We start from the raw sequence: 25,929 nt of genomic DNA, 5'->3' as shown, positions 1-25,929 counted from the left end.
AGAGTGTCGGCGTGCGACGAATGGGAGCGTTGGCGTGACTGTCGCGCAAAAATGCCTGGAATCTCATTGGGTATACTACGTAGACATTGTGTATACATAAAACGAGATTTATATACCAGAATGGTCCCCATCGCCGTTCGAACGGCGCAACACCGGCTCGCGCCGGCCGCTGGCCGTCATGCAGGGAGGCAGGGGATGCACGCTTGGCAGGAACCGCTGGGGAATCTGTCCGAGCCGCTCAGGGCGCGCTTCGCGCAGATCGGCGCCGTCTGGGGGCAGGACATCGATGCGCATCGCGACTGGGTGATCGACACGTATACGCCGCTCGTCGCGGCGCGCGCGGCGGCCGACCTCGGCTGCGAGATCGAGCGCGACGTGCCGTACGGGCCCGATGCGCGCCAGCGTCTCGACGTGTTCGTGCAGCGCGCGACGCGCACCGGCGCGCCGGCCGACGTCGTGCTGTTCGTGCACGGCGGCGCGTTCGTGCGCGGCCGCAAGAGCATCAACGGGATGATTTACGACAACGTGCCGCGCTGGTTCGCGCGCCACGGTTATGTCGCGGTCAACGTCGAATACCGGCTGGCGCCCGACGCGCCGTATCCGGCCGGCGCGCAGGACGTCGCGGCGGCGCTCGACTGGACGCGCGCGCACATCGCGTCATACGGCGGCCACCCGGGCCGGATCTTCATCGTCGGGCATTCGGCGGGCGGCGCGCATGTCGCCACGTATCTCGGCGATCCGCTGCTCGACGCGCGGCGCGGCGAACGCGTCGCGGGCGCCGCGCTGATCAGCGCGCGGCTGGTAGCCGACACGCTGCCCGACAACCCGAACGCGGCCGGCGTGCGCGCGTACTTCGGCAGCGACGCGTCTCGCTACGCCGCGCGTTCGCCGCTCGCGTACGCGGAGCGCATCGACGTGCCGCTGATGATCGTCGTCGCCGAATACGAGAACCCTTATCTCGATGCGTACGGCGCCGCGTTCTTCGAGCGCGTCGCCCGCGCGCGGCAGTGCGAGCGCCGCCCGGGGCGTGCGCCGCGTTTCATGCAGATGCCGCGCCACAACCACACGTCGGTGGTCGCCCATTTCGATTCGGGCGAAACGCTGCTCGGCGACGCGATGCTGGATTTCTTCAACGCATGACCGCCCGCCGATCCGTTCACCCAACCGGAGACTCCCGCATGTCCACTTTCGCCACGCCGCGCGTGTTCGCGCCCGTCCTCACGCCGTTTCGCGCCGACCTGACGATCGACGCGCCGCGCTTCGTCGCGTTCTGCCGCTGGCTCGTCGGGCAGGGCGCGGGCCTCGCGCCGTTCGGCACCAACAGCGAGGCCAACTCGCTGAGCGTCGCGGAGCGGTGCATGCTGCTCGACCGGATCGCAGCCGCCGACATCGATCCCGCGCAGGTGCTGCCCGGCACCGGCGCGTGCGCGCTGCCGGATGCGATCGAGTTGACGCGCCACGCGGTGGCGACCGGCTGCGCAGGCGTGCTGATGCTGCCGCCGTTCTTCTACCAGGGCGTGAGCGACGAAGGGTTGTTCGCGTATTACGCGGGCGTGATCGACGCGGTGGGCTCGGAGCGGCTGCGCGTGCTGCTGTATCACATCCCGCAACTGACGGGCGTGCCGATCACGCATGCGCTGATCGAGCGGCTGGTCGCCGCCTATCCGCGCACGGTGGTCGGCATCAAGGACAGCTCGGGCGACTGGGCGAACACCGTGACGATGCTCGAGCGGTTTCCCGGCTTCGCGGTGTTTCCGGCATCGGAGGCGCTGCTCGGCCGCGCGTTGCCGCTCGGCGCGGCTGGCTGTATCTCGGCGACCGCGAACCTGCAGCCGCACGCGATCGCGCAACTGCTCGCGGCGCCGACGGCCGTCGAGCGTGCGACGTGGGAAGGGCGCGTGTCGACCGTGCGCACCGCGCTGCAATCGGCTTCGATGATTCCCGCATTGAAGGCGGTGGTCGCGCATTTCACGCGGCACGACGACTGGGCGCGCGTGCGCGCGCCGCTCACGCGTCATGCACCGGCCGACGTGCGGGCGTTGCTCGCGCAGCTCGACGCGCTCGGGTTCGCGATGCCGTCGATCGACGAGGCGCGTGCATGACGCGCCTCGATGCGCGGCGCGGCCGCGCCGGCCCGCCGTCAGATCGCTTCGCGCTCGTTGCGCTGGCGCTTGATCCGGCCGAGCACGACGATCGACAGGCGTGCCGTGTGATCGCGCATCGCGTTGTACGCGCGCTCGGGCTCGGCGGCGAGGATCGCATCGACGATCTCGCGGTGCTCGTCGGTGGCCGCCTCGAAGCGTTTCGGCGATGCGGGCTGCGCCGCGCGAAAACCCGCGAGGCGCTGGCGCTGCACCGCGATGATCGACGCGAGCGACTTGCTTTGCGCGCCCTTGCAGATCAGTTCGTGGAATTCGCGGTTGAGCTGGAAGTAGCCGGCTTCGTCGCCGCGCGCGATCGCTTCGTTCATCTCGATCTGCAGCTCCTCGAGCTGCTTCTTCTCGACGACGCTCATCCGCTGCGCGCTGAGCCGGCAGCACAGCGCCTCGAGCTCGCACATCGCCTCGAGCATGTCGGCGAGCTCGTCGAGGCTGAACTGCGCGACCACCACGCCCTTGCGCGGCGTCAGCTCGACCATCCCGCGCGCGGCCAGCTCGCGCAGCGCTTCGCGGATCGGCGTGCGCGACGCGTTGAACCGCTCGGCGAGCGCGATTTCCTCGAGTTTCTGACCCGGTTCGAGCGTGCCGTCGATGATCTCGTCGAACAGCAGGCGATAGATCTTGGAAGAGAGCGTGGTCATCGTGTCGTGTGTGGTGTGAGTACCGCCGGCGGCGCGGGCCAGGCCTTTCGGCCGGGAACCGCACGGGCCGCGGCGGCTGCCGGGCCGGCCCATTATGCGCCCGCCGCCGAACCGGCTCAATTTGCCGCCCGCGGCGCCGGACCGGACCCGCCGCGCAGGGTACGCGGAATTCGTTTCCGACCCGATAGGAGTATACGAGAAATATCAAATGAATACACGAGTGATTTATTGTATACGCGTCACTCGTCCCCTCCCTACGACGACACAAGAGGACAACCGTGATCTGGTTCGGTATCGCAACGTATGAACTGAATGGCCGCGTCGCGGCGGGGCTGGCGATGGACGGCGCGCTGTACGACGCGCAGGCCGTGCTGAAACGGGCGGGCGGCGACGATGCGCCGCTCGACGTCGACGCGCTCGTAGCCGACTGGCCGCTGCGCGGCGCGCACACCGTCGCGCGCCTCGAAGCGGCGGCGCGCGAGATCGCCGCCGGCCGGCTCGACGCGACGCCGCTCGCGGGCTACCGGCTGTGCGTGCCGTATGCGCCGCGGCGGATTTTCGCGGCGGCGTCGAATTATCACGAGCATGCGCGCGAGATGGGCACGGAACTCGCGCCGCGCGAGGAAAGCTCGCCCTACATGTTCATGAAGGCCGAGACGAGCGTGGTGCCGACGCTTGCGGAAGTCGTGATGCCGCCGCAGGCCGAGCGCGTCGACTGGGAAGTGGAGCTGGCCGTCGTGATCGGCCGGCCGGGCCGCCACATCGCGGTGGCCGACGCGTTCGACTACGTCGCCGGCTACACGATCCTGAACGACGTGAGCGCGCGCGACCTCAATCGGCGCACCGACTATCCGTTCAAGCACGACTGGTTTCGCGGCAAGAGTTTCGATACCTTCGGTCCGCTCGGGCCCTGGCTCGTGCCGCGCGCGTGCATCGCCGAACCGCAGAACCTGCGGATGCGGCTGGCCGTGAACGGCGAGACGATGCAGGACGGCAATACCGGCGAGATGATTTTCAGCATCGCGGAGCAGATCCATTACCTGTCGTCGATCCTGACGCTGCAGCCCGGCGACCTGATCGCGACCGGCACGCCGACGGGCGTCGGCATGGGGCGCGGTATTTATCTGCAGCCGGGCGACGTGATGGTCGCGTCGATCGACGGCATCGGCTCGATCGAGAACCCGCTGGTGCGCGGGTAAGCCGATCGTGCCGCGCCGGCCCGAACTCACAACGACAGGAGGAGGACATGTTTGAGCGCATGCAAGCGCTGGCGCGCGGCGCGGTGCTGGCCGCGGGCCTGTGGGCCGCGGCTTCGGCCGCCCACGCGGCCGACGCGGTGCGGGTCAATCTCGCGTGGTTGCCGCAGGGCAGCACCGGCGGCATCCTGCTCGCGCAGGCGAAGGGCTTTTACCAGGCCGCCGGCCTCGACGTGACGGTCCAGCGCGGCTACGGCGGCCAGCGGACCGTCAACGAAGTCGACCAAGGGCTGTTCGAGTTCGGCTACGGCGACCCCGTCAGCGTGATCCTGAATCGCGCGCACGGCGGCCATACGGTGCTGGTCGGCGCGATCAACACGCGCTGGCCGGGCGCGATGTGCTATCTCGAACGGCCCGGCTTCCGGCCGGCGTCGCTGAAGGATCTCGCCGGCCTGTCGCTCGGCGGCGGCAACGCGTCGGCGGTACAGAACATCGTGCCCGCGTGGCTGAAGCAGAACGGCATGGCGCCCGACGCGATCCGCCTCGTGCGGCTCGATCCGGCGGTGATCAATACCGCGCTGCTGCAAAAGCGCATCGACCTGTCCGAATGCTGGGAGGGCGCGAGCCTGCCCGTGCAGGCCGCGTTCGCGCGGCGCGCGGGGCAGCGGCTCGGCAAGATCACCTATCGCGATCTCGGGCTCGACATGACCGGCAGCGGGATCGTGACGACGGATGCCTACGTCGCGCAGCATCCGGACATCGTGAAGCGTTTCGTCGACGCGACGTATCGCGGCTACGCGCTGATGCGCGACCGGCCGCAGGACGCCGTCGATGCGATCGTCGCGCGCAATCCGCTGCTCGACCGCACGATCCTGCGCGAGCAGATCGACGAGACCAACGCATTGATCACCGACGACGCGGCCGGCCACCGGCTCGGCTGGCTGCGGCCGGAACGTCTCGACGCGACGCTCGGCTTCGTGTCGCGCGCGTTCGCGCTCGGTGCGAAGGTCAAGGCCGCCAGCCTCTATACCAATCGCTTCGTCGAGTAACCCGATCGGGATCGCGGCGGCGGCCGGCCGCCGCCGGCGATCCAACCCCGGCCCGCGCGGCGCGCGGGCACACAGGAGAACGGCAATGAACAGCTTGCGTCCCAGGCGGCTCGGACACATGGTGCTGATGGTGCGGGACATCCATCGGTCTGCGAAGTTCTATACGGAAGTGATGGGCCTCAAGGTTTCCGACTGGATCGGCGACCAGATGGTGTTCCTGCGCGCGGGCACCGATCACCACGATCTCGCGCTCGCGCAACTGCCGAAGGATTCGCCCGATTTCAACGACCTGCCGCGCTATTCGCGCCCGGGCCTCGAACACTTTTCATACCTGGTCGACAGCGTCGAGGAAATGGAGCGTTCGGTGAAGGTGCTGCAGTCGCATGGCGTCGAGATCGTGCGCGGGATCGGGCGGCACGGGCCCGGCAACAACCTGTTCCTGGTGTTCAAGGACCCGGACGGCAACAACGTCGAGGTGTACTGCGAGATGGAACAGATCGGCGAACGCGACCCGCGCGAGCCGCAGGTGTGGGAGCGCACGATCGAATCGTTCGACCAGTACCGTTTCGCGCGCTTCGTCGTGCCGCCGCCGCCGCATCTCGTCGCGGAGAAGTCGCGCGGCAGCGCGCCGGCCGACGGCGATGCGGCTGCGCAACCCGATGCGGCGCAAGGAGGCCCGGCATGAAGCGGCTGATCGAAACGGCCGCGTTCTGGGCGATCGTCGGCCTCGCGTGGGAGTTCGGCGTGCGCTGGACCGGCACGCGCGAGTACGTGCTGCCGTCACTGTCGTCGGTGCTCGCGGCTGGCTGGGAGATGCGCGCGCAACTGTTCGCCGACACGCTGACCACCGCATGGGAAGTGTTCGCCGGCTTCGCGCTGGCGGTGGCCGGCGGCCTCGCGATCGGCCTGCTCGCCAGCGCGTCGAACCTCGTGCGGCGCACGCTGCTGCCGTTCGTGACCGCGTTGCAGAGCATGCCGAAGATCGCGCTCGCGCCGCTCCTGATCGTCTGGTTCGGCTACGGCTTCGCGTCGAAGCTCGCGGCGGCTGTGCTGTTCGCGTTCTTCGCGGTCGTGGTCGCGACGATGGGCGGCCTGGCCGGCGTGCCGCGCCATCTCGACGAGCATTTCCGCGCGCTCGGCGCGTCGCCGTCGCACACGTTCTGGCATCTGCGCCTGCCCGCCGCGCTGCCGGCGCTGATCGACGGGCTGAAGATCGCGATGCCGCTCGCGGTGATCGGCGCGATCGTCGGCGAGTTCATCGGCGCGGAAGCGGGGCTCGGGCATCTGATCGTGTTCGCGACGTCGAACGCGCAAACGCCGCTGTGCTTCGCGGCGATCCTGATGGTGACCGCGCTCGCGATGCTGTTCTACGGCGCGGTCGAGCTGGTTTCGCGTGCAGTCTGGTGGAGAGGAGTCACGGCCTGATGACGATCGTCAATCTCGCGCGCCCGGTGCGGCGCGCTTCCGTTTCCGGTGCCGCGACGTCGGCGCCCGTTCAGCACGATGCCCGCGCGGATGCGCTTATCGCCGTCGAGCAGGCCGGCAAGCGCTTCGCGGCGCGCGGCGATGCGGATGCGTTCAGCGCGCTCGAACAGGTGTCGATGCACGTGCAGCCGCGCGAATTCGTGTCGATCCTCGGGCCGAGCGGCTGCGGCAAGAGCACGCTGCTGCGGATGGTCGCGGGGCTCGTGCCGTGCGATGCGGGATCGATCCGCGTCGCCGGCACGCCGGTGGCCGGCCCGCATCCCGACATCGGCGTCGTGTTCCAGACCAGCAACATGCTGCCGTGGCTCACGGTCGGCGCGAACATCCGGCTCGGCGCGAAGCTGCGCAAGCTGCCGCGCGCGCACGTCGACGCGCGGCTGCCCGCGCTGCTCGACACGCTCGGCCTCGCGCAGTTCGTCGATCGTTATCCGCACGAGCTGTCGGGCGGGATGCGGCAGCGCGCGGCGATCGGCCAGATCCTGCTGCTGGAGCCGCGCGTGATGCTGATGGACGAGCCGTTCGGCGCGCTCGACGCGCTCACGCGCGACAAGCTCAACGTCGAGCTGCTGCGCATCTGGCAGCAGAGCACGCTGACGGTGCTGCTCGTTACGCACAGCATCCACGAGGCCGTGTTCCTGTCGGATCGCGTGCTGGTGATGTCGGCGCGCCCCGGGCGCGTGCTGCACGACGTGAAGATCGACCTGCCACGGCCGCGCCAGCCGGACGAGATCAAGCGCGACCCGCGTTATGGCGAGTATGTGTCGGCGTTGTCCGCGATGATGGGCGTTTATTGATTCAATGCGGGCACCCGGATGGATGCCGCCCGGGTCGCGCATCTCCCGATGCGCGCCGGCTTTAAAGTTGCTAAGGTCCGGCATCCCCTCTTTGATGACGAAGCAGACATGGACGCGAATCCGCTCAGCGAGATCTCCCTGATCCGCCGGCTCAAGCTGAACCAGTTGATGATTTTCGAGCGCGTGCTGGAAACGCGCTCGGTCGTGCGCGCGGCCAACGAGATGCGGCTCACGCAGCCGGCCGTGACGAAGGTGATCCACGAACTCGAATCGTGTTTCGACGGCGCGCTGTTCTCGCGCTCGAACCGCGGCGTGGTGCCGACCGATCTCGGCCTGATGCTCGGGCGGCGCGTGAAGTCGCTGATGGCCGAGCTGCGCTACATGACCGACGAGCTGAACGATTTCCGGCTCGGCACGAGCGGGCACGTGATCGTCGGCACGCTGATCTCGGCGTCCGCGCGGCTGTTGCCGCGCGCGATCGCGATGCTCAAGGCGCGCACGCCGCAGGTGCTCGTCACCGTGCGCGAAGGCACGACCGCGCACCTGTTCCCGGCGCTGGCCACCGGCGATCTCGACATCGTCGTCGGCCGGCTGCCGGAGCGCGAGCTGCCGATCGCGAGCGCGTTCCCGCTCACGCACGAGGCGCTGTTCGACGAATCGATGTGCGCGGTGGTCGGCAACGGCTACGGCCCCGTGCCCGACCCGGCGCCGCCGCTGCGCGAGCTGGTCGGCGCGCCGTGGATATTGCCGACGCCCGATTCGCCCGCGCGGCTCGCGGCCGAGCACCTGTTTCGCGCGGCCGGGTTGCCGCTGCCGACCGACATCGTCGAATCGCTGTCGCTGCTCACCAACATCGGCCTGCTGCTCGACACGCCGCGCATCGCGCTGATGCCGCGCGTCGCCGCGCGGCAGTTCGCGCAGGCCGGGCTGCTGCGCATTCTCGACCTGCCCGAAACGGGCGCGTTCGGCACGGTCGGGTTCTCGGTGCGCTCGAACAAGGAGCAGAGCGCCGCGTGCCGCGCGTTCATCGAATGTCTGAAGGAAGCGGTGCAGGAGCGCCCGCCGGGAAGCTGAGCGTCGGCCTGAAACCCTTGTGGAACAAGGCTTGCGCGGGTATTCCCGTTTAGCATAGCCAGCGCCGAATGTTTGATTGTCGCTTCTCGCGCGGCTTCCCTAGACTCCTGCAAACAGTCCAGACAAGCAGGAGACGTTGTGACCCGAGAAACGACCGACGCCGCGCGTACGCCGCGGCTCTTGCGACACTACATCGACGGCGCGTTCGTCGAGACCGTGCGAACCTTCGCGGATACGAGCCCCGTCGACGGCACCGAAATCGCCCGCGTCTGCGAGGCCGACGAAGCGAGCGTCGACGCCGCGGTGCGCGCGGCCCGCGCCGCGCAGGCGGCCGGCTGGCGCGACACGACGCCCGCGCAGCGGGCCGACTGGCTGCACCGGATCGCCGACGGCATCCAGGCCCGCTTCGACGATTTCGTCGCGGCCGAAGTGGCGGATACCGGCCGCCCCGTCACACAGGCCCGGACGCTCGACATCGCGCGCGGCATCGCGAATTTCCGCACCTTCGCCGATCTCGTGCGCACCGCCGGCGACGACTGCTTCGAATCGCAGTCGGCCGACGGCGGGCAATTCCTCAACTACGTGACGCGCAAGCCGCTCGGCGTGGTCGGCATCATCTCGCCGTGGAACCTGCCGCTGCTGCTGTTCACGTGGAAGGTCGCGCCGGCACTTGCGATGGGCAATTGCGTGGTCGCGAAGCCGTCGGAAGAGACGCCCGGCTCCGCGACGCTGCTCGCCGAAGTGATCGACGCCGTGGGCCTGCCGCGCGGCGTGTTCAATCTCGTGCACGGTCACGGGCCGGCCGCGGCCGGCGAATTCCTCACGCGCCATCCCGGCATCGACGCGATCACGTTCACCGGCGAATCGCGCACGGGCAGCGCGATCATGAAGGCCGTCGCCGACGGCGTGAAGGACATCTCGTTCGAACTCGGCGGCAAGAACGCGGCCGTCGTGTTCGCCGACGCGGATTTCGACGCGGCGGTGGACGGCATCGTCAAGTCGAGCTTCACCAATGCCGGGCAGGTCTGCCTGTGCAGCGAGCGCGTGTACGTCGAGCGGCCGATCTTCGAGCGCTTCGTCGCCGCGCTGAAGACGCGCACCGAGGCGCTGCGCGTCGGCGCGCCCGACGATCCGGCCACGACGATGGGGCCGCTGATCTCGCGCGGCCATCGCGACAAGGTGCTGTCGTATTTCCGTCTCGCCGTCGAAGAAGGCGCGACGGTCGTGACGGGCGGCGGCGTGCCGGCGTTCGGCGATGCGCGCGACGACGGCGCGTTCGTGCAGCCGACCATCTGGACCGGGCTGCCCGACACCGCGCGCTGCGTGACCGAGGAGATTTTCGGGCCCGTGTGCCACGTCGCACCGTTCGACAGCGAGGACGAAGTGATCCGCCGCGTGAACGACAGTGCTTACGGCCTCGCGGCGAGCGTGTGGACGACGCATCTCGCGCGCGGCCATCGCGTCGCGAAGCGGATCGAGACGGGCATCGTGTGGCTGAACGCGTGGTTCGTGCGCGACCTGCGCACGCCGTTCGGCGGCACCAAGCTGTCGGGCATCGGCCGCGAGGGCGGCCGCCATTCGCTCGACTTCTACTCCGAAACCACCAACGTCTGCGTGAGGGTCGCATGAGCGAATTCGACCGGAATGCCGTGCAGGCCATCGCCGACACGTTGTGGGCGGCCGAGCGCGATGGCGTGCCGTGCGCGCCGGTGCGCGACGCGATCGCGGCGCTCGGCGGCGACGCGCTCGACGCCGCGTACGCGGTGCAGCGCGCGAACACGGCGCGCAAGCGGGCGGCCGGCCGCCGGCTGGTCGGCCGCAAGATCGGCCTGACCTCGGCGGCCGTGCAGCAGCAGCTCGGCGTCGGCCAGCCCGACTTCGGGATGCTGTTCGACGACATGTCGATCGCCGACGGCGAGGAAATCGCGATGGCGCGCACGCAGCAGCCGAAAGTCGAGGCCGAGATCGCGCTCGTGCTCGAACGCGACCTGCCGCACGAACGGCACACGATGGCCGACCTGATTGGCGCGACCGCGTATGCGCTGCCCGCGATCGAGATCGTCGGCAGCCGCATCGCGAACTGGGACATCCGGCTGACCGACACGGTCGCGGACAACGCGTCGAGCGGTCTGTTCGTGCTCGGCAACCGCCCGGTGACGCTCGGCGCGTTCGACGCGATCCAGTGCGGGATGACGATGGAGCGGCGCGGCGAGCCGGTGAGCGTCGGCGCGGGCGCCGCGTGCCTCGGCAACCCGCTGCATGCGGCGCTGTGGCTCGCGAACACGATGGCGCGCGTCGGCGCGCCGCTGCGCGCGGGCGACATCGTGCTGACCGGCGCGCTCGGCCCGATGGTCGGCGTGCAGCCCGGCGACGTGTTCACCGCGCGGATCGAAGGGCTCGGTAGCGTCAGCGCGTATTTCTCCACCCAACCGGAGCGTGAATGATGAAAGACCTCGACAAGCTCGCCGTGGCCATCATCGGCTCCGGCAACATCGGCACCGATCTGATGATCAAGGTGCTGCGCAATGCGAAGCATCTGGAGATGGCCGCGATGGTCGGCATCGATCCGGCGTCCGACGGGCTCGCGCGCGCCGCGCGCCTCGGCGTGGCGACCACCGCCGGCGGGATCGACGGCCTCGTCGCGATGCCGGAATTCGCGAACGTGCGGATCGCGTTCGACGCGACGTCGGCCGGCGCGCATGCGCGCCATGCCGAGGTACTCGGCCGTCACGGCGTGCAGGTGATCGACCTGACGCCGGCCGCGATCGGGCCGTTCGTCGTGCCCGTCGTCAACCTGTTCGAACATCTCGACGCGCCGAACCTGAACATGGTCACCTGCGGCGGCCAGGCGACGATTCCGGTCGTGCATGCGGTGTCGCGGGTCGCGCCCGTGCATTACGCGGAGATCGTCGCGTCGATCTCGAGCCGCTCGGCCGGCCCGGCACGCGCGCGAACATCGACGAGTTCACCGAAACGACGTCGAAGGCGATCGAGACGGTCGGCGGCGCCGCGCGTGGCAAGGCGATCATCGTGCTGAATCCGGCCGAGCCGCCGCTGATGATGCGCGACACCGTGTACTGCCTGACCGACGAGGGCGCCGACACCGAGGCGATCGAACATTCGATCCGCACGATGGTCGATGCGGTCGCGAGCTACGTGCCGGGCTACCGCCTCAAGCAGGCCGTCCAGTTCGACCGCTACACGGCTGCGCAGCCGCTCGCGTTCGACGCGGGCGAGCGCCGCGCGGGGCTGAAGGTCAGCGTGTTCCTCGAAGTGGAGGGCGCCGCGCATTACCTGCCGTCGTATGCGGGGAACCTGGACATCATGACGTCGGCCGCGCTCGCGGCCGCGGAACAGATCGCGGCCAGCCGCGTTGCAGCGTGACGGGAGAGCGGCAATGACCGACCAGACGAAAAAAATCTATCTGTCCGATGTGACGCTGCGTGACGGCATGCATGCGATCCGTCATCAGTATTCGATCGAACAGGCCGTCGCGATCGCCCGCGCGCTCGACGACGCGGGCGTCGACAGCATCGAGGTCGCGCACGGCGACGGCCTGTCCGGTTCGAGCTTCAACTACGGGTTCGGCGCGCACACCGACCTGCAGTGGATCGAGGCGGTGGCCGGCGCGGTGAAGCGCGCACGTGTCGCGACGCTGCTGCTGCCGGGCATCGGCACCGTGCACGACCTGCGCGCCGCGTACGACGCCGGCGCGCGCATCGTGCGGATCGCGACGCACTGCACGGAAGCCGACATCTCGAAGCAGCACATCGCGTATGCGCGCGAACTCGGGATGGACACCGTCGGTTTCCTGATGATGTCGCACATGACGACGCCCGATGCGCTCGCGCACCAGGCGAAGCTGATGGAAAGCTACGGCGCGCAGTGCGTGTACGTGGTCGATTCGGGCGGCGCGCTCGGCATGCGCGACGTCGCCGCGCGCTTCGACGCGCTGAAGGCGGTGCTCGACCCGGCCACGCAGACGGGCATGCACGCACACCACAACCTGTCGCTCGGCGTCGCGAACTCGATCGTCGCGCTCGAACATGGTTGCGACCGCATCGATGCATCGCTGACGGGCATGGGCGCGGGTGCCGGCAACGCGCCGCTCGAAGTGTTCGTCGCGGCCGTCGATCGCCTCGGGCTGCACCACGGCTGCGACGTGAAGCAACTGATCGACGCGGCCGAAGACATCGTGCGCCCGCTGCAGGAGCGCCCGGTGCGCGTCGACCGCGAAACGCTCGCGCTCGGGTATGCGGGCGTGTATTCGAGCTTCCTGCGGCACACGGAAGCGGCCGCCGCGAAGTACGGGCTGTCGGCGTTCGACATCATGGTCGAGCTCGGCCGGCGGCGGATGGTCGGCGGGCAGGAGGACATGATCGTCGACGTCGCGCTCGACATGCTGAAGGCACGGGAGGCCGCATGACGAATCTCGATACGTTGGCCGCCCGCGTCGACGATGCCGCGCGCCACGCGGAAGCGATCGCGCAACTGACGGCCGGCGCCGCGTTCTCGCTCGACGAGGCGTACGTGATCCAGCGCGCGTCGATCGAGCGGCGCATCCATCGCGGCGAGACGATGGTCGGCGTGAAGCTCGGCTTCACGAGCCGCGCGAAGATGGTCCAGATGGGCGTCGACAGCCTGATCTGGGGCTGGCTCACCGACACGATGCTCGACGAGGACGGTGGACGCGTCGCGCTCGACCGGTTCATCCATCCGCGCGTCGAGCCGGAAGTGTGCTTTCTCACGCGCCGCGACATCGACCGCCCGCTCACGCTGCTGGAAGCCGCACGCTATCTGGAAGCGGTGGCGCCCGCGATGGAGATCATCGATTCGCGCTATCGCGACTTCCGCTTCACGCTGGAAGATGTGGTGGCCGACAACTGCTCGTCGGCCGGCCTCACGATCGGCCCATGGACCACCCGCTTCGACGGGTTGCGCAACGCGGGCGTCGTGATGCGGCTGAACGGGCGCGTGATCCAGACCGGCTCGACCGCCGCGATCCTCGGCGATCCGCTGCGCTCGGTCGTGCAGGCGTCGCGGCTGATCGCGACGAGCGGGCTGGTGCTGCCGGCCGGCTCGCTGATCATGGCCGGCGCCGCGACGGCCGCCGAAGCACTGCCTGCCGATGCGCACGTGCACTGCACGGTGCACGGGCTCGGCAGCACCGAATTCACCACCTACCGACCATCATGAACCAAGACACTTCGATCCAGGGCCGCGTCGTGCCCGGCAAGGCCACGCCGCGCGGCCGCTTTCCGCACATCACGCGCGCGGGCGACTTCCTGTTCGTATCGGGCACGAGCTCGCGGCGGTCCGACAACACGATCGCGGGCGCCTCGGCGGACGCGCTCGGCACCGTTCAGCTCGATATCCGCGAGCAGACGCGCACGGTGATCGAGAACATCCGCGACATCCTGCGCAGCGAAGGCGCCGATCTGTCGTCGCTCGTCGAGATCTCGTCGTTCCTCGTCAACATGAACGACTTCGGCGGCTACAACGCCGTGTACGGCGAGTATTTCGACGAAACCGGCCCGACGCGCACGACGGTCGCGGTGCATCAGCTGCCGCATCCGCACCTGCTGATCGAGATGAAGGCGATCGCGTACGCCCCGAAGAAATGACATGCGCGGCGGGTTGGCGTGTCACGCCCCCCGCCCGGAGGAGACAACCATGTTGAAGTACGGCACACCGTTCAATTTCTCGCGCTGGATCGACGAGCATGCGCATCTGCTGAAGCCGCCGGTCGGCAACCAGCAGGTGTGGCAGGACAGCGATTTCATCGTGACCGTCGTCGGCGGCCCGAACCATCGCACCGACTATCACGACGATCCGTTCGAGGAATTCTTTTACCAGTTGCGCGGCAACGCGTACCTGCATCTGTGGATCGACGGCAAGCGCGAGCGGGTCGACCTGAAGGAAGGCGACATGTTCCTGCTGCCGCCGCATGTGCGGCACTCGCCGCAGCGCCCGGAAGCCGGCAGCGCGTGCCTCGTGATCGAGCGCCAGCGGCCGGCGGGCGTCGTCGACGGCTTCGAGTGGTATTGCGACGCGTGCGGGCATCTCGTCCATCGCGTCGAGGTGCAGCTCAAGAGCATCGTCGCCGATCTCCCGCCGCTGTTCGACGCGTTCTACGCGTCCGACACGCTGCGCCGCTGCGGGCACTGCGGCCACGTGCATTCCGGCAAGGCGGCCTGAGCTTGCCGCGCCCCTACACCGACACAACGACGATGACACTTCGAATCGACATGCACTCGCACTTTTTCCCGGCGATCTCGCGGGAAGAGGCCGCGCGCCTCGACGCGCAGCGCGCGCCGTGGCTGCGCATCGACGCGGACGGCGAACACGGGATGATCATGACGGGCGAGCGCGCGTTTCGTCCGGTTTACCGCGCGCTGTGGGACCCGGCCGCGCGGCTCGCGGAAATGGATGCGCTCGGCATCGACATCCAGCTGATGTGCGCGACGCCCGTGATGTTCGGCTACGACCACGCGCCGCACGACGCGCACGACTGGGCGATGCGGATGAACGACCGCGCGCTCGAGCTTTGCGCGCATGCGCCCGACCGGATGCTCGCGCTCGCGCAGGTGCCGCTGCAGGACGTCGAGCTTGCGTGCCGCGAAGCGACGCGCGCGCATCGCGCCGGCCATCGCGGCGTGCAGATCGGCAACCATCTCGGGCCGCTCGACCTCGACGACGAACACCTCGTGACGTTCCTCGCGCATTGCGCGAACGACGGCATTCCGGTGCTCGTGCATCCGTGGGACATGATGACCGACGGGCGGATGAAGAAATGGATGCTGCCGTGGCTCGTTGCGATGCCGGCGGAGACGCAACTCAGCATGGTGTCGCTGATTTTGTCCGGCGCATTCGAGCGGATTCCGCGCTCGCTGAAGCTGTGCTTCGCGCATGGCGGCGGCAGCTTCGCATTCCTGCTCGGGCGCGTGCAGAACGCGTGGGAGCAGCGTGACATCGTGCGCGAGGACTGCCCGCATCCGCCCGTCAGTTATCTCGACCGCTTCCACGTGGACAGCGCGGTGTTCGATCGCGGCGCGCTGCGCCTGCTGGTCGACACGATGGGCGAGGACCGCGTGATGCTGGGCTCCGACTATCCGTTCCCGCTCGGCGAGCAGCGGATCGGCTCGCTCGTCGAGCAGCATCCGGATCTCACCGATATCGCCAAAGCCAAGATCCTCGGCGGCAACGCACTGCGCTTCTTCGACCTGCCGCCGGCCGCGGCGTCGCGCGCGGCCTGACGCCTTTTTACGACGCACACCGTTCCTGAAGGAAACCTGATTTCATGACCACTCGCGAACACTGCGCCGCGCTCGATGCGGCCGACCCGCTCGCTCACTGCCGCGCGCGCTTCGACCTGCCCGCGGACACGATTTACCTCGACGGCAACTCGCTCGGCGCGATGCCCGCGAATGTGCCCGCGCGCATGCAGCGCGCGCTCGAACACGAATGGGCGCACGGGCTGATCCGCTCGTGGAACGACGCCGACTGGTATCCGGCGCCGCAGCGCACCGGCGACAAGATCGCCGCGCTGATCGGCGCGGGCAAGGGCGAGGTGATCGTCGCCGATTCGACGTCGGTGAACCTGTTCAAGGTGCTCGTCGCGGCCACGCGGATGCGGCCGGGGCGCCGCGTGATCCTGGCCGAGCGCACCAATTTCCCGACCGACGTGTATATCGCGGCGAGCGTCGCCGAGCTGACCGGCTGCGAGCTGCGTTGCGTCGATCCCGACGAGATCGTCGCGGCGATCGATGAGGACGTGGCCGTCGTGTCGCTCACGCACGTGAACTACAAGAGCGGCAAGCGCTACGACATGGCGGCCGTCACGCGCCAGGCGCACGAAGCCGGCGCGCTGAGCGTATGGGATCTGTGTCACTCCGCCGGCGCGATGCCGATCGGGCTGAACGCATGCGATGCGGATTTCGCGGTCGGTTGCGGCTACAAGTACCTGAACGGCGGGCCCGGCGCGCCGGCCTACGTGTTCGTCGCGTCGCGGCATCTCGCCGATGTGCGGCAGCCGCTGACGGGCTGGCACGGCCATGCGAAACCGTTCGACTTCACGCACGACTACGCGCCGCATCCGGCGATCGACCGGATGCTGACGGGCACTGCGCCGCAGCTCGGCGTGATCGCACTCGAAGCCGCGCTCGACGCGTTCGACGGCGTCGATCTCGGCGTGCTGCGCGACAAGAGCGTCGCGCTCGGCGATTTGTTCATCGCGCTGGTCGACCAGGAGCTCGACGGTCTGGGCTTCACGCTCGCGTCGCCGCGCGATGCCGCGCAGCGCGGCAGCCAGGTGTCGCTCGCGCACGCGCAAGGGTACGCGATCGTGCAGGCGCTGATCGCGCGCAACATGATCGGCGACTTCCGCGCGCCGGACATCCTGCGCTTCGGCTTCGCGCCGCTGTACGTGCGCTACGTCGACGTGTGGGACACGATCGCCGCGCTGAAGGACGTCGTCGCGACGGGCGCATGGAACACCGACGCATTCCTCGCGCGCAAGTCGGTGACCTGACGCGCGGCGCGGCACGCGGTACGCAACACGACGAAACAGAACGAGATCGAATGACGGCCCGCGCACCCGCACGGGCCGCGCTCGACGAAGGAGACACACCATGAACCAGCGGCAGGGATTCGACGCGATCGTCGAACGTGAGAAGGGGTTGCACCGCGGGCTGTCGACCGCGCAGTTGTCGATGATTGCGATCGGCGGCGCGATCGGCACGGGGCTGTTCCTCGGCAGCGGCTTTGCGATCGGCTTCGCGGGGCCGAGCGTGCTCGTCAGCTACGCGATCGGCGCGCTGATCGCGCTGCTGCTGATGGGCTGCCTCGCCGAGATGACGGTCGCGCACCCGACGTCGGGCTCGTTCGGCGCGTACGCCGAGCATTACGTGAGCCCGTGGGCCGGTTTCCTCGTGCGCTACGCGTACTGGGCGTCGATCGTGTTCGCGGTCGGCACCGAGGTGACGGCGATCGCCGTGTACATGAAGTACTGGTTTCCGGCGGTGCCGGGCTGGTACTGGATCATCGGCTTCTCGGCCGCGCTGATTGGCGTCAACCTGGTCAGCGTGAAGGTGTTCGGCGCGGTCGAATACGTGTTCTCGATGCTGAAGATCGCGGCGATCGTCGCGTTCATCGCGCTCGGCGCGGTGGTCGTGTTCGGTGCGCCGGCCGGTTCCGGCATCGGCTTCGCGAACTACACGGCGCACGGCGGGTTCTTCCCGAAAGGCGTGTGGGGGATGTGGGTCGCGGTGATCGTGTCGATCTTCAGCTACCTGAGCATCGAGATGATCGCGGTCGCGGCCGGCGAGGCGCGCGACCCGCACAAGGCGATCACGCGCGCATTCCGCGCGACGATGCTGCGCCTCGTGTTCTTCTACCTGCTGACGCTCGCGCTGATGCTCGCGATCGTCCCGTGGACGGCCGCCGGCTCCGACGAAAGCCCGTTCGTCAAGGTGATGGCCGCGACGCACGTGCCGGGCGCGGCCGGCGTGATCAACTTCGTGATCCTGGTGGCCGCGCTGTCCGCGATGAACAGCCAGCTCTACATCACGACGCGGATGATGTTCAGCCTGTCGCGCGCCGGTTATGCGCCGAAGGCGCTCGGCCGGCTGACCGGCCACGGCGTGCCGGCGGCCGCGCTGGGTTTGTCCGCGATCGGGATCGCGCTCGCGACGGTGCTGAACGTGCTGTATCCGGATACGTCGTTCGTGATGATGATGTCGGTGTCGATGTTCGGCGCGATGTTCACGTGGCTGATGATCTTCGTCACGCACCTGTTCTTTCGCCGGCAGCATCGCGGCCAGACGCTCACCTTCCGGATGTGGGGCTTTCCGGTCACGTCGCTGCTCGGCGCGGTGCTGATGTTCGCGGCGCTGGTCACAACCTACTTCACGCGCGAGTTCCGGATGACGCTGTTCTGCGGCGTGCCGTTCATGATCGTGCTGTCGGTGATCTATGCGGTGTGGTATCGCGGCCGTGGCGAAGCGCCGGCAGGCGAACGCGAAGGCGTTCACGCGCCGGGGCAGTGACGGTGCGCTCGCGCGGCCGGGGGGGCCGTGCGCTGCACATCCGGCGGCGTCTCTCCGCCGCATCCGCACGCGGCGATGTCCGATTGCGCGCGAAGTTGATACGATCGCGCGTATCGTTCACGCCGGCGCGCGGCAAGCCGCCGGCCAACCGGCCGCGCGGCCGCACGGCATCCGCGGCCACGTTCGGGAGAAGCGGCTCATGCTGCAGGCGTTCGCGGTCTTGCTGGTCTTCCAGTGTCTCGGGAAGGCGTGTCCCATCTGTTCGGCCTGCCGGTGCCGGGCCCCGTGATCGGCATGCTGCTGCTGTTCGGCTTCGTGATGCTGCGCCCGCAGGTGGCCGATGCGATCGAGCCGACCGCGCTCGAACTGCTGCGCCACCTGTCGCTGCTGTTCGTGCCGGCCGGCGTCGGCATCATGGTGTCGGCCGACCGCGTGCGCGGCGACGCGGTGGCGGTCGTCGTCGCGCTGGCCGTGAGCACCACGCTCGCGATCGCCGTGACGGCGCTCGTCACGCGCGCGCTGCTGCGCCGCCAGCGGCGTGCGCAAGGCACGGAGGGCGCGCAATGACGGCCTTCCCGAAACTCGGCGCGATCTGGGTCTATCTCGCCGCGAGCCCGCTGCTGGGCCTGACCATCACGTTGATCGCGTATCTGTTCGCGCAGGCCGTTTATGCGCGGGCGCGCTTCAACCCGCTCGCGAACCCGGTGCTGATCGCGGTCGCGCTGATCGTCGTGGTGCTGACGATCACGCATACGCCGTACCCGACGTATTTCGAAGGCGCGCAATTCGTCCATTTCCTGCTCGGCCCCGCGACCGTCGCGCTCGCGCTGCCGCTGTACCGCCAGTGGTCGAAGCTGCGGCGCACCGCATTGCCGCTGCTGGCCGGCCTGCTCGCGGGCTCGCTGACCGCGATCGTGTCGGCGGTCGGCATCGCCGCGCTGTTTGGCGCATCGCACCAGACGATCGCGTCGCTCGCGCCGAAATCGGCGACGACGCCGATCGCGATGGCGGTGGCCGACGAGATCGGCGGCATCCCGTCGCTCACCGCCGTGCTCGTGATTTCGACCGGGATCTTCGGCGCCGTGTGCGCGCGCGGGATTCTCAACCTGCTGCGGGTCGAGGAGCCGGCCGTGCGCGGCTTCGCGCTCGGCGTCGCGTCGCACGGGATCGGCACCGCGCGCGCGTTCCAGGTCAGCGAGGAAGCCGGCGCGTTCGCCGGGCTCGGGATGGGGCTGAACGGCGTGCTGACCGCGTTCGTCGTGCCGATCCTGCTGCCGGTGCTGTCGCGCTGGATCTGAACGCCGGCCGGCCCGGGGCTATCGGTTTCCCTGATGGCGCGGGCGACGGGCCGGCGCCACGGTGCGCGCGGCGCGCACCTATGGCTGCCGTTATCGGGAGAATTCAGGAACGCACACGGACATTTGCCCGGCGATCGGCTAACGTTGCATCGGCGCCGTTGTCGCAGGCCGTCGCATGCGCGCCGGTGTCCGACCCACAACCAACAATCGACAAGGAGATCCGGCCATGAAGAAGTCTCGCGTGGTTTCGGTGGCAGTGGCAGTAACGGCGTCGTTCGGTCTGCTGTTGACCGCCGCGCCGGCGGCATACGCGCAGGATCCGGCGTCCGCGCCGACGCAGAAGCAGCTCGACAAGGCGCAGAAGAAGGCGGCCCGCAAGGCGGCCCGGGCGCGTCACGCGTCGGACCTGAAGGCGATCGGCACCGGCAGCGGTTACCGGTTGACGAACGACCAGAGCAACTACCCGCAGAACGCCGCGCAGAAGGCGCCCGCGACGAAGGCGGCGCCTGCCGCGCCGGCTTCCGGGCAGTAACGGCCGGAACCCGCGCACAGCGCAAACGGCGCCGGTCGATCCGGCGCCGTTTGCGCTGTGCGCGGGTCTTTGCGGCCTGCCCGGGCGTTACGACGCGAGCTTGTTCGCGAGTTCCGCGACGTGCTTGCCCTGGTAACGGGCGATGTCGAGTTCGTTCGCGCTCGGCTGGCGGCTGCCGTCCGCGCCCGCGAGCGTGGTCGCGCCGTACGGCGTGCCGCCGGTGATTTCGTTCATGTTGACGAGCCCGCTGCATGCGTACGGCACGCCGACGATCACCATCCCGTGGTGCAGCAGCGTCGTGTGGAACGACGTGATCGTCGTTTCCTGGCCGCCGTGCTGCGTGCCCGTCGACGCGAATACGCTGCCGATCTTGCCGACGAGTGAACCCTTCATCCACAGGCCGCCGGTCTGGTCGAGGAACGTGCGCATCTGGCCGGCCATGTTGCCGAAGCGGGTCGGCGTGCCGAAGATGATCGCATCGTAGTCGGCGAGTTCGTCCACCGTGGCGACCGGTGCGGCCTGGTCGACCTTCACGCCGATCGCTTTTGCCTGGTCGACGGGGATCGTTTCCGGCACGCGCTTGAGCGTCACCTCGACGCCGGGCACCGATTTCGCGCCCTCGGCGATGTGTTGCGCCATCGTTTCGACGTGCCCGTAGGACGAGTAGTAAAGAACGAGTACCTTGGCCATGTTGCGAATCTCCGAATAAAAGGCCCCGCGTTCAGCGGGGCCTGGTTTCCCGAACGGGCGTCATGCCCACTCGGCCGTCACTTCGACCGGACGCAGGTCGAACACCAGCACTTCGGCGTCCTTCCCGTCGGTGAACGTCAGCGATTGCTCGTCGCGGATGCGCACGCCGTCGCCTTCGCCGAGCGTCACGCCGTTGACCGTCACGCTGCCGCGTGCAACGTGCACGTAGCCAAAGCGGTTCGGCGGCAGTTCCAGCGTAGCGCTTTCAGCGCCGTCGAACAGGCCCGCGTAAATCCGGGTGTCCTGCCGGATCTTCAGCGAACCGGCATCGCCGTTCGGCGACACGACGAGTGCGAGCTTGCCGCGCTTGTCGTCGGCCGCGACATTCGTCTGCTGATAACGCGGCTCGGCGCCTTTTTCGGCCGGCCCGATCCAGATCTGCAGGAAGTGCACCGGCGTGTCCGGCGAGTGGTTGAACTCGCTGTGGCGCACGCCCGTGCCCGCGCTCATCAACTGCACGTCGCCGGGCACGATCACCGAGCCGGTGCCCATCGAATCCTTGTGTTCCAGCGCGCCGTCGAGCACGTACGACAGGATCTCCATGTCGCGGTGCGGGTGCGTGCCGAAGCCGCGGGCCGGTGCGACGCGATCGTCGTTGATCACGAGCAGGTCGGAGAAGCCGACTTGCTTCGGATCGTAGTAATTCGCGAACGAAAACGTATGACGGGAGCTGAGCCAGCCATGCTCCGCACGGCCACGCTGGTTTGCTGCACGGATGTCGAACATGATTTTTATCCTCGATGTGGCCGGACCTCGGAAGTGGGACCGGCCGTTCGTTGAGATGAATCTTAGGTCAATCGATTTGACAAATAAATGGCTGTAGAGATAATGACTGTCGCTATGGAGTGGACAATATGGAACTCAACGATCTGAGGATCTTCGTCGCGACGGTGGATGCGGGCAGCTTCACGGCGGCGGCCGACCAGCTGATGCTGTCCAAGCAGTTCGTCAGCCGGCGCACGATGGCGCTGGAGGCGTCGCTCGGCGTGCGTCTTTTGCACCGCAACACGCGCAGTCTCGCGGTGACGGAATCGGGGCAGGAGTTTTATGTGCGGGCGCAGCGGATTCTCGCGGAGATCGCCGACGCCGAGCAGGCGATGTCGGTGCGCAGCACCGAGCTGCACGGGTCGCTGAAGATCAGCGCGCCGCTGTCGTTCGGGATCACGCACGTGTCGCCGCTGATCGCCGAATTCCTGTCCGCGCATCCGGCCGTGCGGCTGAACCTCGACCTGACCGACCGGCGCGTCGACCTGATCGGCGAGGGGTTCGATCTCGTGCTGCGGATCGGCTCGCTCGAGGATTCGACGCTGATCGCGCGCCCGCTCGGCGCGTGGCGGATGATCGCGTGCGCGAGCCCCGCCTATCTGAAGCGGCAGGGCACGCCGGCGACGCCGGCCGATCTCGCCGGCCACACGTGCCTGCTGTACGGTCGCGAGCGGCGCGTCGGCTGGGAATTCCGCGTCGACGGCGCGGCGCGCACGTTCGACGTGCAGGGGCCGCTCGTCGCGAACAATGGCGAAGTGGTGCGCGACGCGGCGATCGCGGGGCTCGGCATTGCGCTGCTGCCGCATTTCATCGTCGGCGACGCGATCGACAGCGGCGCGCTCGTGCCGGTGCTTGACGCGTACGCGCCGTCGCCGATCACGCTCAACGCGGTGTTTCCGCAGCATAGGGAAGGGTTCGTCACGCTGCGCACGTTCATCGGGTTTCTCGCGGAGCGGCTCGGGCAGGCGGCGCCGGCGGCGAAGGGCGGGGCGGGCAAGCGGCGGTAGCCGGGCGGCTTGCGGTGAATGGGGGCGTTATTCTCCGCAGAATTTGCGGAGAATAATGGGCTGTGCGGAGAATCGGTGGGATAATCTCCGCATCATGAGCGGAGATTACACCTACATCTGGGAGTCGGCCGACTGGCCCGCATGGCGCTTCGACGTCCCGGCACTCGCCACGTCACTCGCCGACGTCAGCCATGCGCAAGGCATGCTGGCCGGGCGATTGGCGGATCTCGGCCTCGCGTTGCGCGATGAGGCCAGCCTGGCCGCGTTGACCGAGGACGTCGTCAAGACCAGCGCAATCGAGGGCGAAAGCCTGAATGTCGCATCGGTCCGATCGTCGATTGCGCGCCGGCTCGGGGTCGATATCGGCGCGCTGGCGCCGGTCGATCGTCACGTCGAGGGTGTGGTCGAAATGGTGCTGGATGCAACGACCAACGCGGCGGCGCCGGTGACGGATGCCCGTCTGTTCGGGTGGCATGCGGCCCTTTTTCCGACCGGCTACTCGGGGATGTCGCGGATCACGGTCGGCGAATGGCGTACGGATGCGAGCGGGCCGATGCAGGTCGTATCCGGCCCGATCGGCCGGCAACGCGTGCATTTCGAAGCGCCGCCCGCTGCGCGTCTGGCCCGCGAGATCGAGCGCTTTCTCGCATGGTTCAATGCCGCGCCGGTCGAACCGTTGCTGATCCGGGCGGGCCTGGCCCACCTCTGGTTTGTCACGCTCCACCCGTTCGACGACGGCAACGGCCGTATCGCGCGAGCGCTCGGGGATCTCGTCCTGGCGCGTGCCGATCAGAGTCCGCAGCGCTTCTACAGCCTGTCGGCGCAAATCCAGCGTGAGCGCAACGCGTATTACGACGTGCTGGAGCGTACGCAGCGCGGCTCGCTCGACGTCACGGAATGGCTCGCGTGGTTTCTGAATACGCTGGGCAGGGCCATCGACCACGCACACACGACGCTCGATGCGGTTCTTGTCAAGGCGCGCTTCTGGCAGCGATGTGCCGGCTTTGCCATGAACGAACGTCAGGTCAAGGTCATGAATCGGTTGCTCGACGGCTTCGAAGGGAAGCTGACGACCACCAAATGGGCGGCCCTCGCGAAGTGCTCGCAAGACACGGCGCTGCGCGACATCATGGAACTGGTCGAGCACGGTGTACTGCGTCGCTCGTCGTCCGGCGGCCGGAGCACGAGTTACGAACTGGTGCCGTTCAGCGGCTGACGCCCGCTGCACATGACCGGCTGGCGCCGACCGCGACGGATTCCCGTCGCGGCTTTCCTTCGATCGCGCTCGTTCCGTCCGGGCGCGCCCGCTGCTGGCCCAAGCGATTGCCCGCGTCTGGCACTATCCCGCGCCTTTTTGTCTTCGAATACTGGATTCGACGCTGGATGTCGCGCAGGCGCCGCCTGCCGCATCCACACGAACCCCGCTTTCGAGGAGACGCGCATGCTCAGGTATCTGATCGGCATCGGTATTCCGTATCTCGGCGTGATGGGCCTGCTGCCCTGGGTGGCCGCGCAGGACCGGTACGTGCTGGGCGTGCCGTTCATCTTCATGTGGATCTTCGCGTGGTTCGTGCTGACGTCCGGCTGCCTGTTCGCGTGCTGGATGCTGTTCGACCGCCGAGAGAGCGGCGCAGCGTAGCGCCTTCGCTTGCCCGCGGCCGCCGGCCGCCCGCGTTTGCCCGGCGAACCCTTCGCTTTCGTCCTTTCGCAGAGGTGCGCATGTCAACGGTCGTCTTCGCCGCGCTGATCGCGCTGTCGCTCTATCTCGCCATTCGGTCCGGCCGCGGACGCGGCCAGCAGAGCGTGCATGACTTCTTCGTCGCGTCGCGCCAGTTCGGCACGGCGCTCGTGTTCTTCCTGACCGCGGGCGAGATCTACAGCATCGGCACGATGGTCGGCTTTCCCGGCGGCATCTACGCGAAAGGGCCGACCTACGGCGTGTGGTTCCTCGGCTATATCCTGCTCGCCTACCCGATCGGGTATTTCCTCGGCCCGAAGATCTGGGAAGCCGGCAAGCGTCACAACGCGATCACGCTGCCCGATCTGTTCAAAGGCCACTACGCGAGCCGCGGGCTCGAGCTGGTCGTTGCGTGCGCATCGATCCTGTTCCTGATCCCGTGGGGGCAGCTGCAGTTCACCGGGCTCGTCGCGGCGCTCAAGGGGCTCGGCTGGCACATCGAGCCGCTGTACCTGATCCTCGTGTGCGCGGCGCTCGCGTTCACCTATATCGCGATTTCCGGCGTGCGCGCGTCGGCGTACATCGCGATCCTGAAGGACATCCTGATGCTGCTCGCGATCGTCGTGACGGGCGTGGCCGTCGCGTGGCAGGTCGGCGGCGTGCATCCGGTGTTCGACGCCGCGAGCCGGCAGGTCAGCAACACGATGAGCGGGTCGCAACTGCGCTTCTCGATGAGCACGATGCTGTTCCAGTCGATCGGCTTCTACCTGATGCCGTTCGCCGCGCAGAATTTCTTCACCGCGCGCGGGCCGAACGCGATCCGGCGCACCCAGGTCGTGATGCCGCTGTACATGCTGATGTATCCGTTCCTCGTGATCGCGTCGTACTACGCGATCACCGCGAACCTGACGCTCGCATCGCCCAACGATGCATTCTTCGCCGCCGTCACGCACCTGCTGCCCGGCTGGCTGATCGGCCTCGTCGCGGCCGGCGCCGCGCTGTCGGGGCTGCTCGTGCTCGCGGGCATCTGCCTCGCGATCGGGCCGATCGTCACGCGCAACCTGATGCCGAACCTGCCCGAGTCGCGCCAGAAGCGCGCGGCGAAATTCGTGATCGTCGGCTACCTGATGCTGTCGATCGCGACCACGCTGCTCACGCCGAACCTGATGCTCACGCTGATCAACACCACGTACTATGGCGTCACGCAGTTCGCGCCGGGCGTGCTGATCCTGCTCGCGCGACGCCGCGTGCGGCCCGTCGCGGTCGGGGCCGGGATGATCTGCGGCCAGGTGCTCGCGATGGTCTTCTACGTGTTCCATATCGACTTCGGCGGGATCAACCTCGGCCTCGTGTGTCTCGTCGTCAACGTGCTCGTCGTCGCGGCCGTGCATGCGATGCTGCACGGTCGTCCCGTCAAGCAATACGCCGTGTCCTGACGCATCGGCGATCCGCCGG

General features: G+C 68.3%; 26 protein-coding genes and 2 pseudogenes. 25 read left to right on the top strand and 3 right to left on the bottom strand.

The features are described from left to right. Positions 1-195: 195 nt before the first annotated feature. Positions 196-1,140 carry an alpha/beta hydrolase gene (locus BBJ41_RS34020; protein WP_069750725.1) on the top strand — a complete coding sequence of 315 codons (945 nt, stop codon included), beginning with the start codon at positions 196-198 and terminating at the stop codon, positions 1,138-1,140. Between the two features lie 38 nt (positions 1,141-1,178). Then, complete coding sequence (locus BBJ41_RS34015) at positions 1,179-2,102, top strand: dihydrodipicolinate synthase family protein (RefSeq protein WP_069750724.1); 924 nt, start codon at positions 1,179-1,181, stop codon at positions 2,100-2,102. Between the two features lie 38 nt (positions 2,103-2,140). On the opposite strand, the gene BBJ41_RS34010 is transcribed toward BBJ41_RS34015, so the two are convergent. After that, positions 2,141-2,800, bottom strand: a complete 660-nt coding sequence (locus tag BBJ41_RS34010) for a GntR family transcriptional regulator (RefSeq protein ID WP_069751441.1) — start codon at positions 2,798-2,800, stop codon at positions 2,141-2,143. Between the two features lie 278 nt (positions 2,801-3,078). On the opposite strand from BBJ41_RS34010, the gene BBJ41_RS34005 reads away from it, so the two are divergent. The 19 genes and pseudogenes from BBJ41_RS34005 (at position 3,079) to BBJ41_RS33915 (ending at position 20,274) form a co-directional block, all read left to right on the top strand. Then, the gene (locus BBJ41_RS34005; protein WP_069750723.1) at positions 3,079-3,999 is read left to right on the top strand and encodes a fumarylacetoacetate hydrolase family protein; all 921 of its coding nucleotides are present in this window, start codon (positions 3,079-3,081) and stop codon (positions 3,997-3,999) included. Between the two features lie 47 nt (positions 4,000-4,046). Next, positions 4,047-5,045, top strand: coding sequence for an ABC transporter substrate-binding protein (locus BBJ41_RS34000; protein WP_069750722.1), 999 nt, complete (start codon positions 4,047-4,049; stop codon positions 5,043-5,045). Between the two features lie 85 nt (positions 5,046-5,130). Continuing rightward, on the top strand, positions 5,131-5,730 hold the full coding sequence (locus tag BBJ41_RS33995) for a VOC family protein (protein ID WP_069750721.1): 600 nt from the start codon (positions 5,131-5,133) through the stop codon (positions 5,728-5,730). Continuing rightward, the gene (locus tag BBJ41_RS33990) at positions 5,727-6,470 is read left to right on the top strand and encodes an ABC transporter permease (protein ID WP_069750720.1); all 744 of its coding nucleotides are present in this window, start codon (positions 5,727-5,729) and stop codon (positions 6,468-6,470) included. The genes BBJ41_RS33995 and BBJ41_RS33990 overlap by 4 nt, the downstream gene beginning before the upstream one ends. Then, positions 6,470-7,324 (top strand): ABC transporter ATP-binding protein, encoded by an 855-nt coding sequence (locus BBJ41_RS33985; protein WP_069750719.1) that lies wholly within the window; start codon positions 6,470-6,472, stop codon positions 7,322-7,324. The genes BBJ41_RS33990 and BBJ41_RS33985 overlap by 1 nt, the downstream gene beginning before the upstream one ends. A 108-nt stretch (positions 7,325-7,432) precedes the next feature. Next, on the top strand, positions 7,433-8,398 hold the full coding sequence (locus tag BBJ41_RS33980) for a LysR substrate-binding domain-containing protein (RefSeq protein ID WP_069750718.1): 966 nt from the start codon (positions 7,433-7,435) through the stop codon (positions 8,396-8,398). A gap of 138 nt (positions 8,399-8,536) precedes the next feature. Next, complete coding sequence (locus BBJ41_RS33975) at positions 8,537-10,027, top strand: 2-hydroxymuconic semialdehyde dehydrogenase (RefSeq protein WP_069750717.1); 1,491 nt, start codon at positions 8,537-8,539, stop codon at positions 10,025-10,027. Further along, positions 10,024-10,842, top strand: a complete 819-nt coding sequence (locus BBJ41_RS33970) for a 2-keto-4-pentenoate hydratase (RefSeq protein WP_069750716.1) — start codon at positions 10,024-10,026, stop codon at positions 10,840-10,842. The genes BBJ41_RS33975 and BBJ41_RS33970 overlap by 4 nt, the downstream gene beginning before the upstream one ends. Then, positions 10,839-11,782: pseudogene (locus BBJ41_RS33965) on the top strand (acetaldehyde dehydrogenase (acetylating)). The gene BBJ41_RS33970 and the pseudogene BBJ41_RS33965 overlap by 4 nt, the downstream one beginning before the upstream one ends. Before the next feature lie 13 nt (positions 11,783-11,795). Beyond that, positions 11,796-12,824: a 4-hydroxy-2-oxovalerate aldolase gene (gene dmpG / locus BBJ41_RS33960; RefSeq protein ID WP_069750715.1), complete on the top strand. Its 1,029-nt coding sequence runs from the start codon at positions 11,796-11,798 to the stop codon at positions 12,822-12,824. Further along, positions 12,821-13,594, top strand: a complete 774-nt coding sequence (locus BBJ41_RS33955) for a 2-keto-4-pentenoate hydratase (protein ID WP_069750714.1) — start codon at positions 12,821-12,823, stop codon at positions 13,592-13,594. The genes dmpG and BBJ41_RS33955 overlap by 4 nt, the downstream gene beginning before the upstream one ends. Then, positions 13,591-14,022, top strand: a complete 432-nt coding sequence (locus tag BBJ41_RS33950) for a RidA family protein (RefSeq protein ID WP_069750713.1) — start codon at positions 13,591-13,593, stop codon at positions 14,020-14,022. Before BBJ41_RS33955 ends, BBJ41_RS33950 begins: the two co-directional genes overlap by 4 nt. 49 nt (positions 14,023-14,071) lie before the next feature. Next, on the top strand, positions 14,072-14,596 hold the full coding sequence (locus tag BBJ41_RS33945; RefSeq protein ID WP_069750712.1) for a 3-hydroxyanthranilate 3,4-dioxygenase: 525 nt from the start codon (positions 14,072-14,074) through the stop codon (positions 14,594-14,596). A 32-nt stretch (positions 14,597-14,628) separates the two neighbouring features. Next, positions 14,629-15,654, top strand: coding sequence for an amidohydrolase family protein (locus tag BBJ41_RS33940; RefSeq protein ID WP_069751440.1), 1,026 nt, complete (start codon positions 14,629-14,631; stop codon positions 15,652-15,654). A 44-nt stretch (positions 15,655-15,698) separates the two neighbouring features. After that, on the top strand, positions 15,699-16,928 hold the full coding sequence (gene kynU, locus BBJ41_RS33935; protein ID WP_069750711.1) for a kynureninase: 1,230 nt from the start codon (positions 15,699-15,701) through the stop codon (positions 16,926-16,928). Positions 16,929-17,028: 100 nt separating this feature from the next. Beyond that, complete coding sequence (locus BBJ41_RS33930) at positions 17,029-18,444, top strand: amino acid permease (RefSeq protein ID WP_069750710.1); 1,416 nt, start codon at positions 17,029-17,031, stop codon at positions 18,442-18,444. Positions 18,445-18,643: 199 nt separating this feature from the next. Continuing rightward, positions 18,644-19,011, top strand: a pseudogene (locus BBJ41_RS33925) (CidA/LrgA family protein). Beyond that, positions 19,008-19,742, top strand: coding sequence for an LrgB family protein (locus BBJ41_RS33920; RefSeq protein WP_069750709.1), 735 nt, complete (start codon positions 19,008-19,010; stop codon positions 19,740-19,742). Before BBJ41_RS33925 ends, BBJ41_RS33920 begins: the two are co-directional and overlap by 4 nt. 226 nt (positions 19,743-19,968) lie before the next feature. Further along, positions 19,969-20,274: a hypothetical protein gene (locus tag BBJ41_RS33915; protein WP_060221499.1), complete on the top strand. Its 306-nt coding sequence runs from the start codon at positions 19,969-19,971 to the stop codon at positions 20,272-20,274. Positions 20,275-20,361: 87 nt separating this feature from the next. Here BBJ41_RS33915 and wrbA read toward each other — a convergent pair whose 3' ends face one another. Together wrbA and BBJ41_RS33905 are read right to left on the bottom strand one after the other, a co-directional pair. Continuing rightward, on the bottom strand, positions 20,362-20,964 hold the full coding sequence (gene wrbA, locus BBJ41_RS33910) for an NAD(P)H:quinone oxidoreductase (RefSeq protein ID WP_069750708.1): 603 nt from the start codon (positions 20,962-20,964) through the stop codon (positions 20,362-20,364). A 60-nt stretch (positions 20,965-21,024) separates the two neighbouring features. Next, positions 21,025-21,750, bottom strand: coding sequence for a pirin family protein (locus tag BBJ41_RS33905; protein ID WP_069750707.1), 726 nt, complete (start codon positions 21,748-21,750; stop codon positions 21,025-21,027). A gap of 128 nt (positions 21,751-21,878) precedes the next feature. Between BBJ41_RS33905 and BBJ41_RS33900 the strand changes: the two genes are divergently transcribed. The 4 genes from BBJ41_RS33900 (at position 21,879) to BBJ41_RS33885 (ending at position 25,910) form a co-directional block, all read left to right on the top strand. Then, positions 21,879-22,796, top strand: a complete 918-nt coding sequence (locus tag BBJ41_RS33900; protein ID WP_069750706.1) for a LysR family transcriptional regulator — start codon at positions 21,879-21,881, stop codon at positions 22,794-22,796. A 94-nt stretch (positions 22,797-22,890) separates the two neighbouring features. Then, positions 22,891-24,012, top strand: a complete 1,122-nt coding sequence (locus BBJ41_RS33895) for a Fic family protein (RefSeq protein WP_197680924.1) — start codon at positions 22,891-22,893, stop codon at positions 24,010-24,012. 225 nt (positions 24,013-24,237) lie between these two features. Then, positions 24,238-24,435, top strand: coding sequence for a DUF3311 domain-containing protein (locus BBJ41_RS33890; RefSeq protein WP_069750705.1), 198 nt, complete (start codon positions 24,238-24,240; stop codon positions 24,433-24,435). A gap of 80 nt (positions 24,436-24,515) precedes the next feature. Then, positions 24,516-25,910, top strand: coding sequence for a sodium:solute symporter family protein (locus tag BBJ41_RS33885; protein WP_069750704.1), 1,395 nt, complete (start codon positions 24,516-24,518; stop codon positions 25,908-25,910). Positions 25,911-25,929: the final 19 nt, after the last annotated feature.

Origin of the sequence: Burkholderia stabilis, from assembly GCF_001742165.1 — a bacterium.
Taxonomy (GTDB): Bacteria; Pseudomonadota; Gammaproteobacteria; order Burkholderiales; family Burkholderiaceae; genus Burkholderia; species Burkholderia stabilis.
The sequence above is the reverse complement of the archived record's forward strand: the minus strand, read 5'-3'. Positions and strand labels throughout refer to the sequence as shown.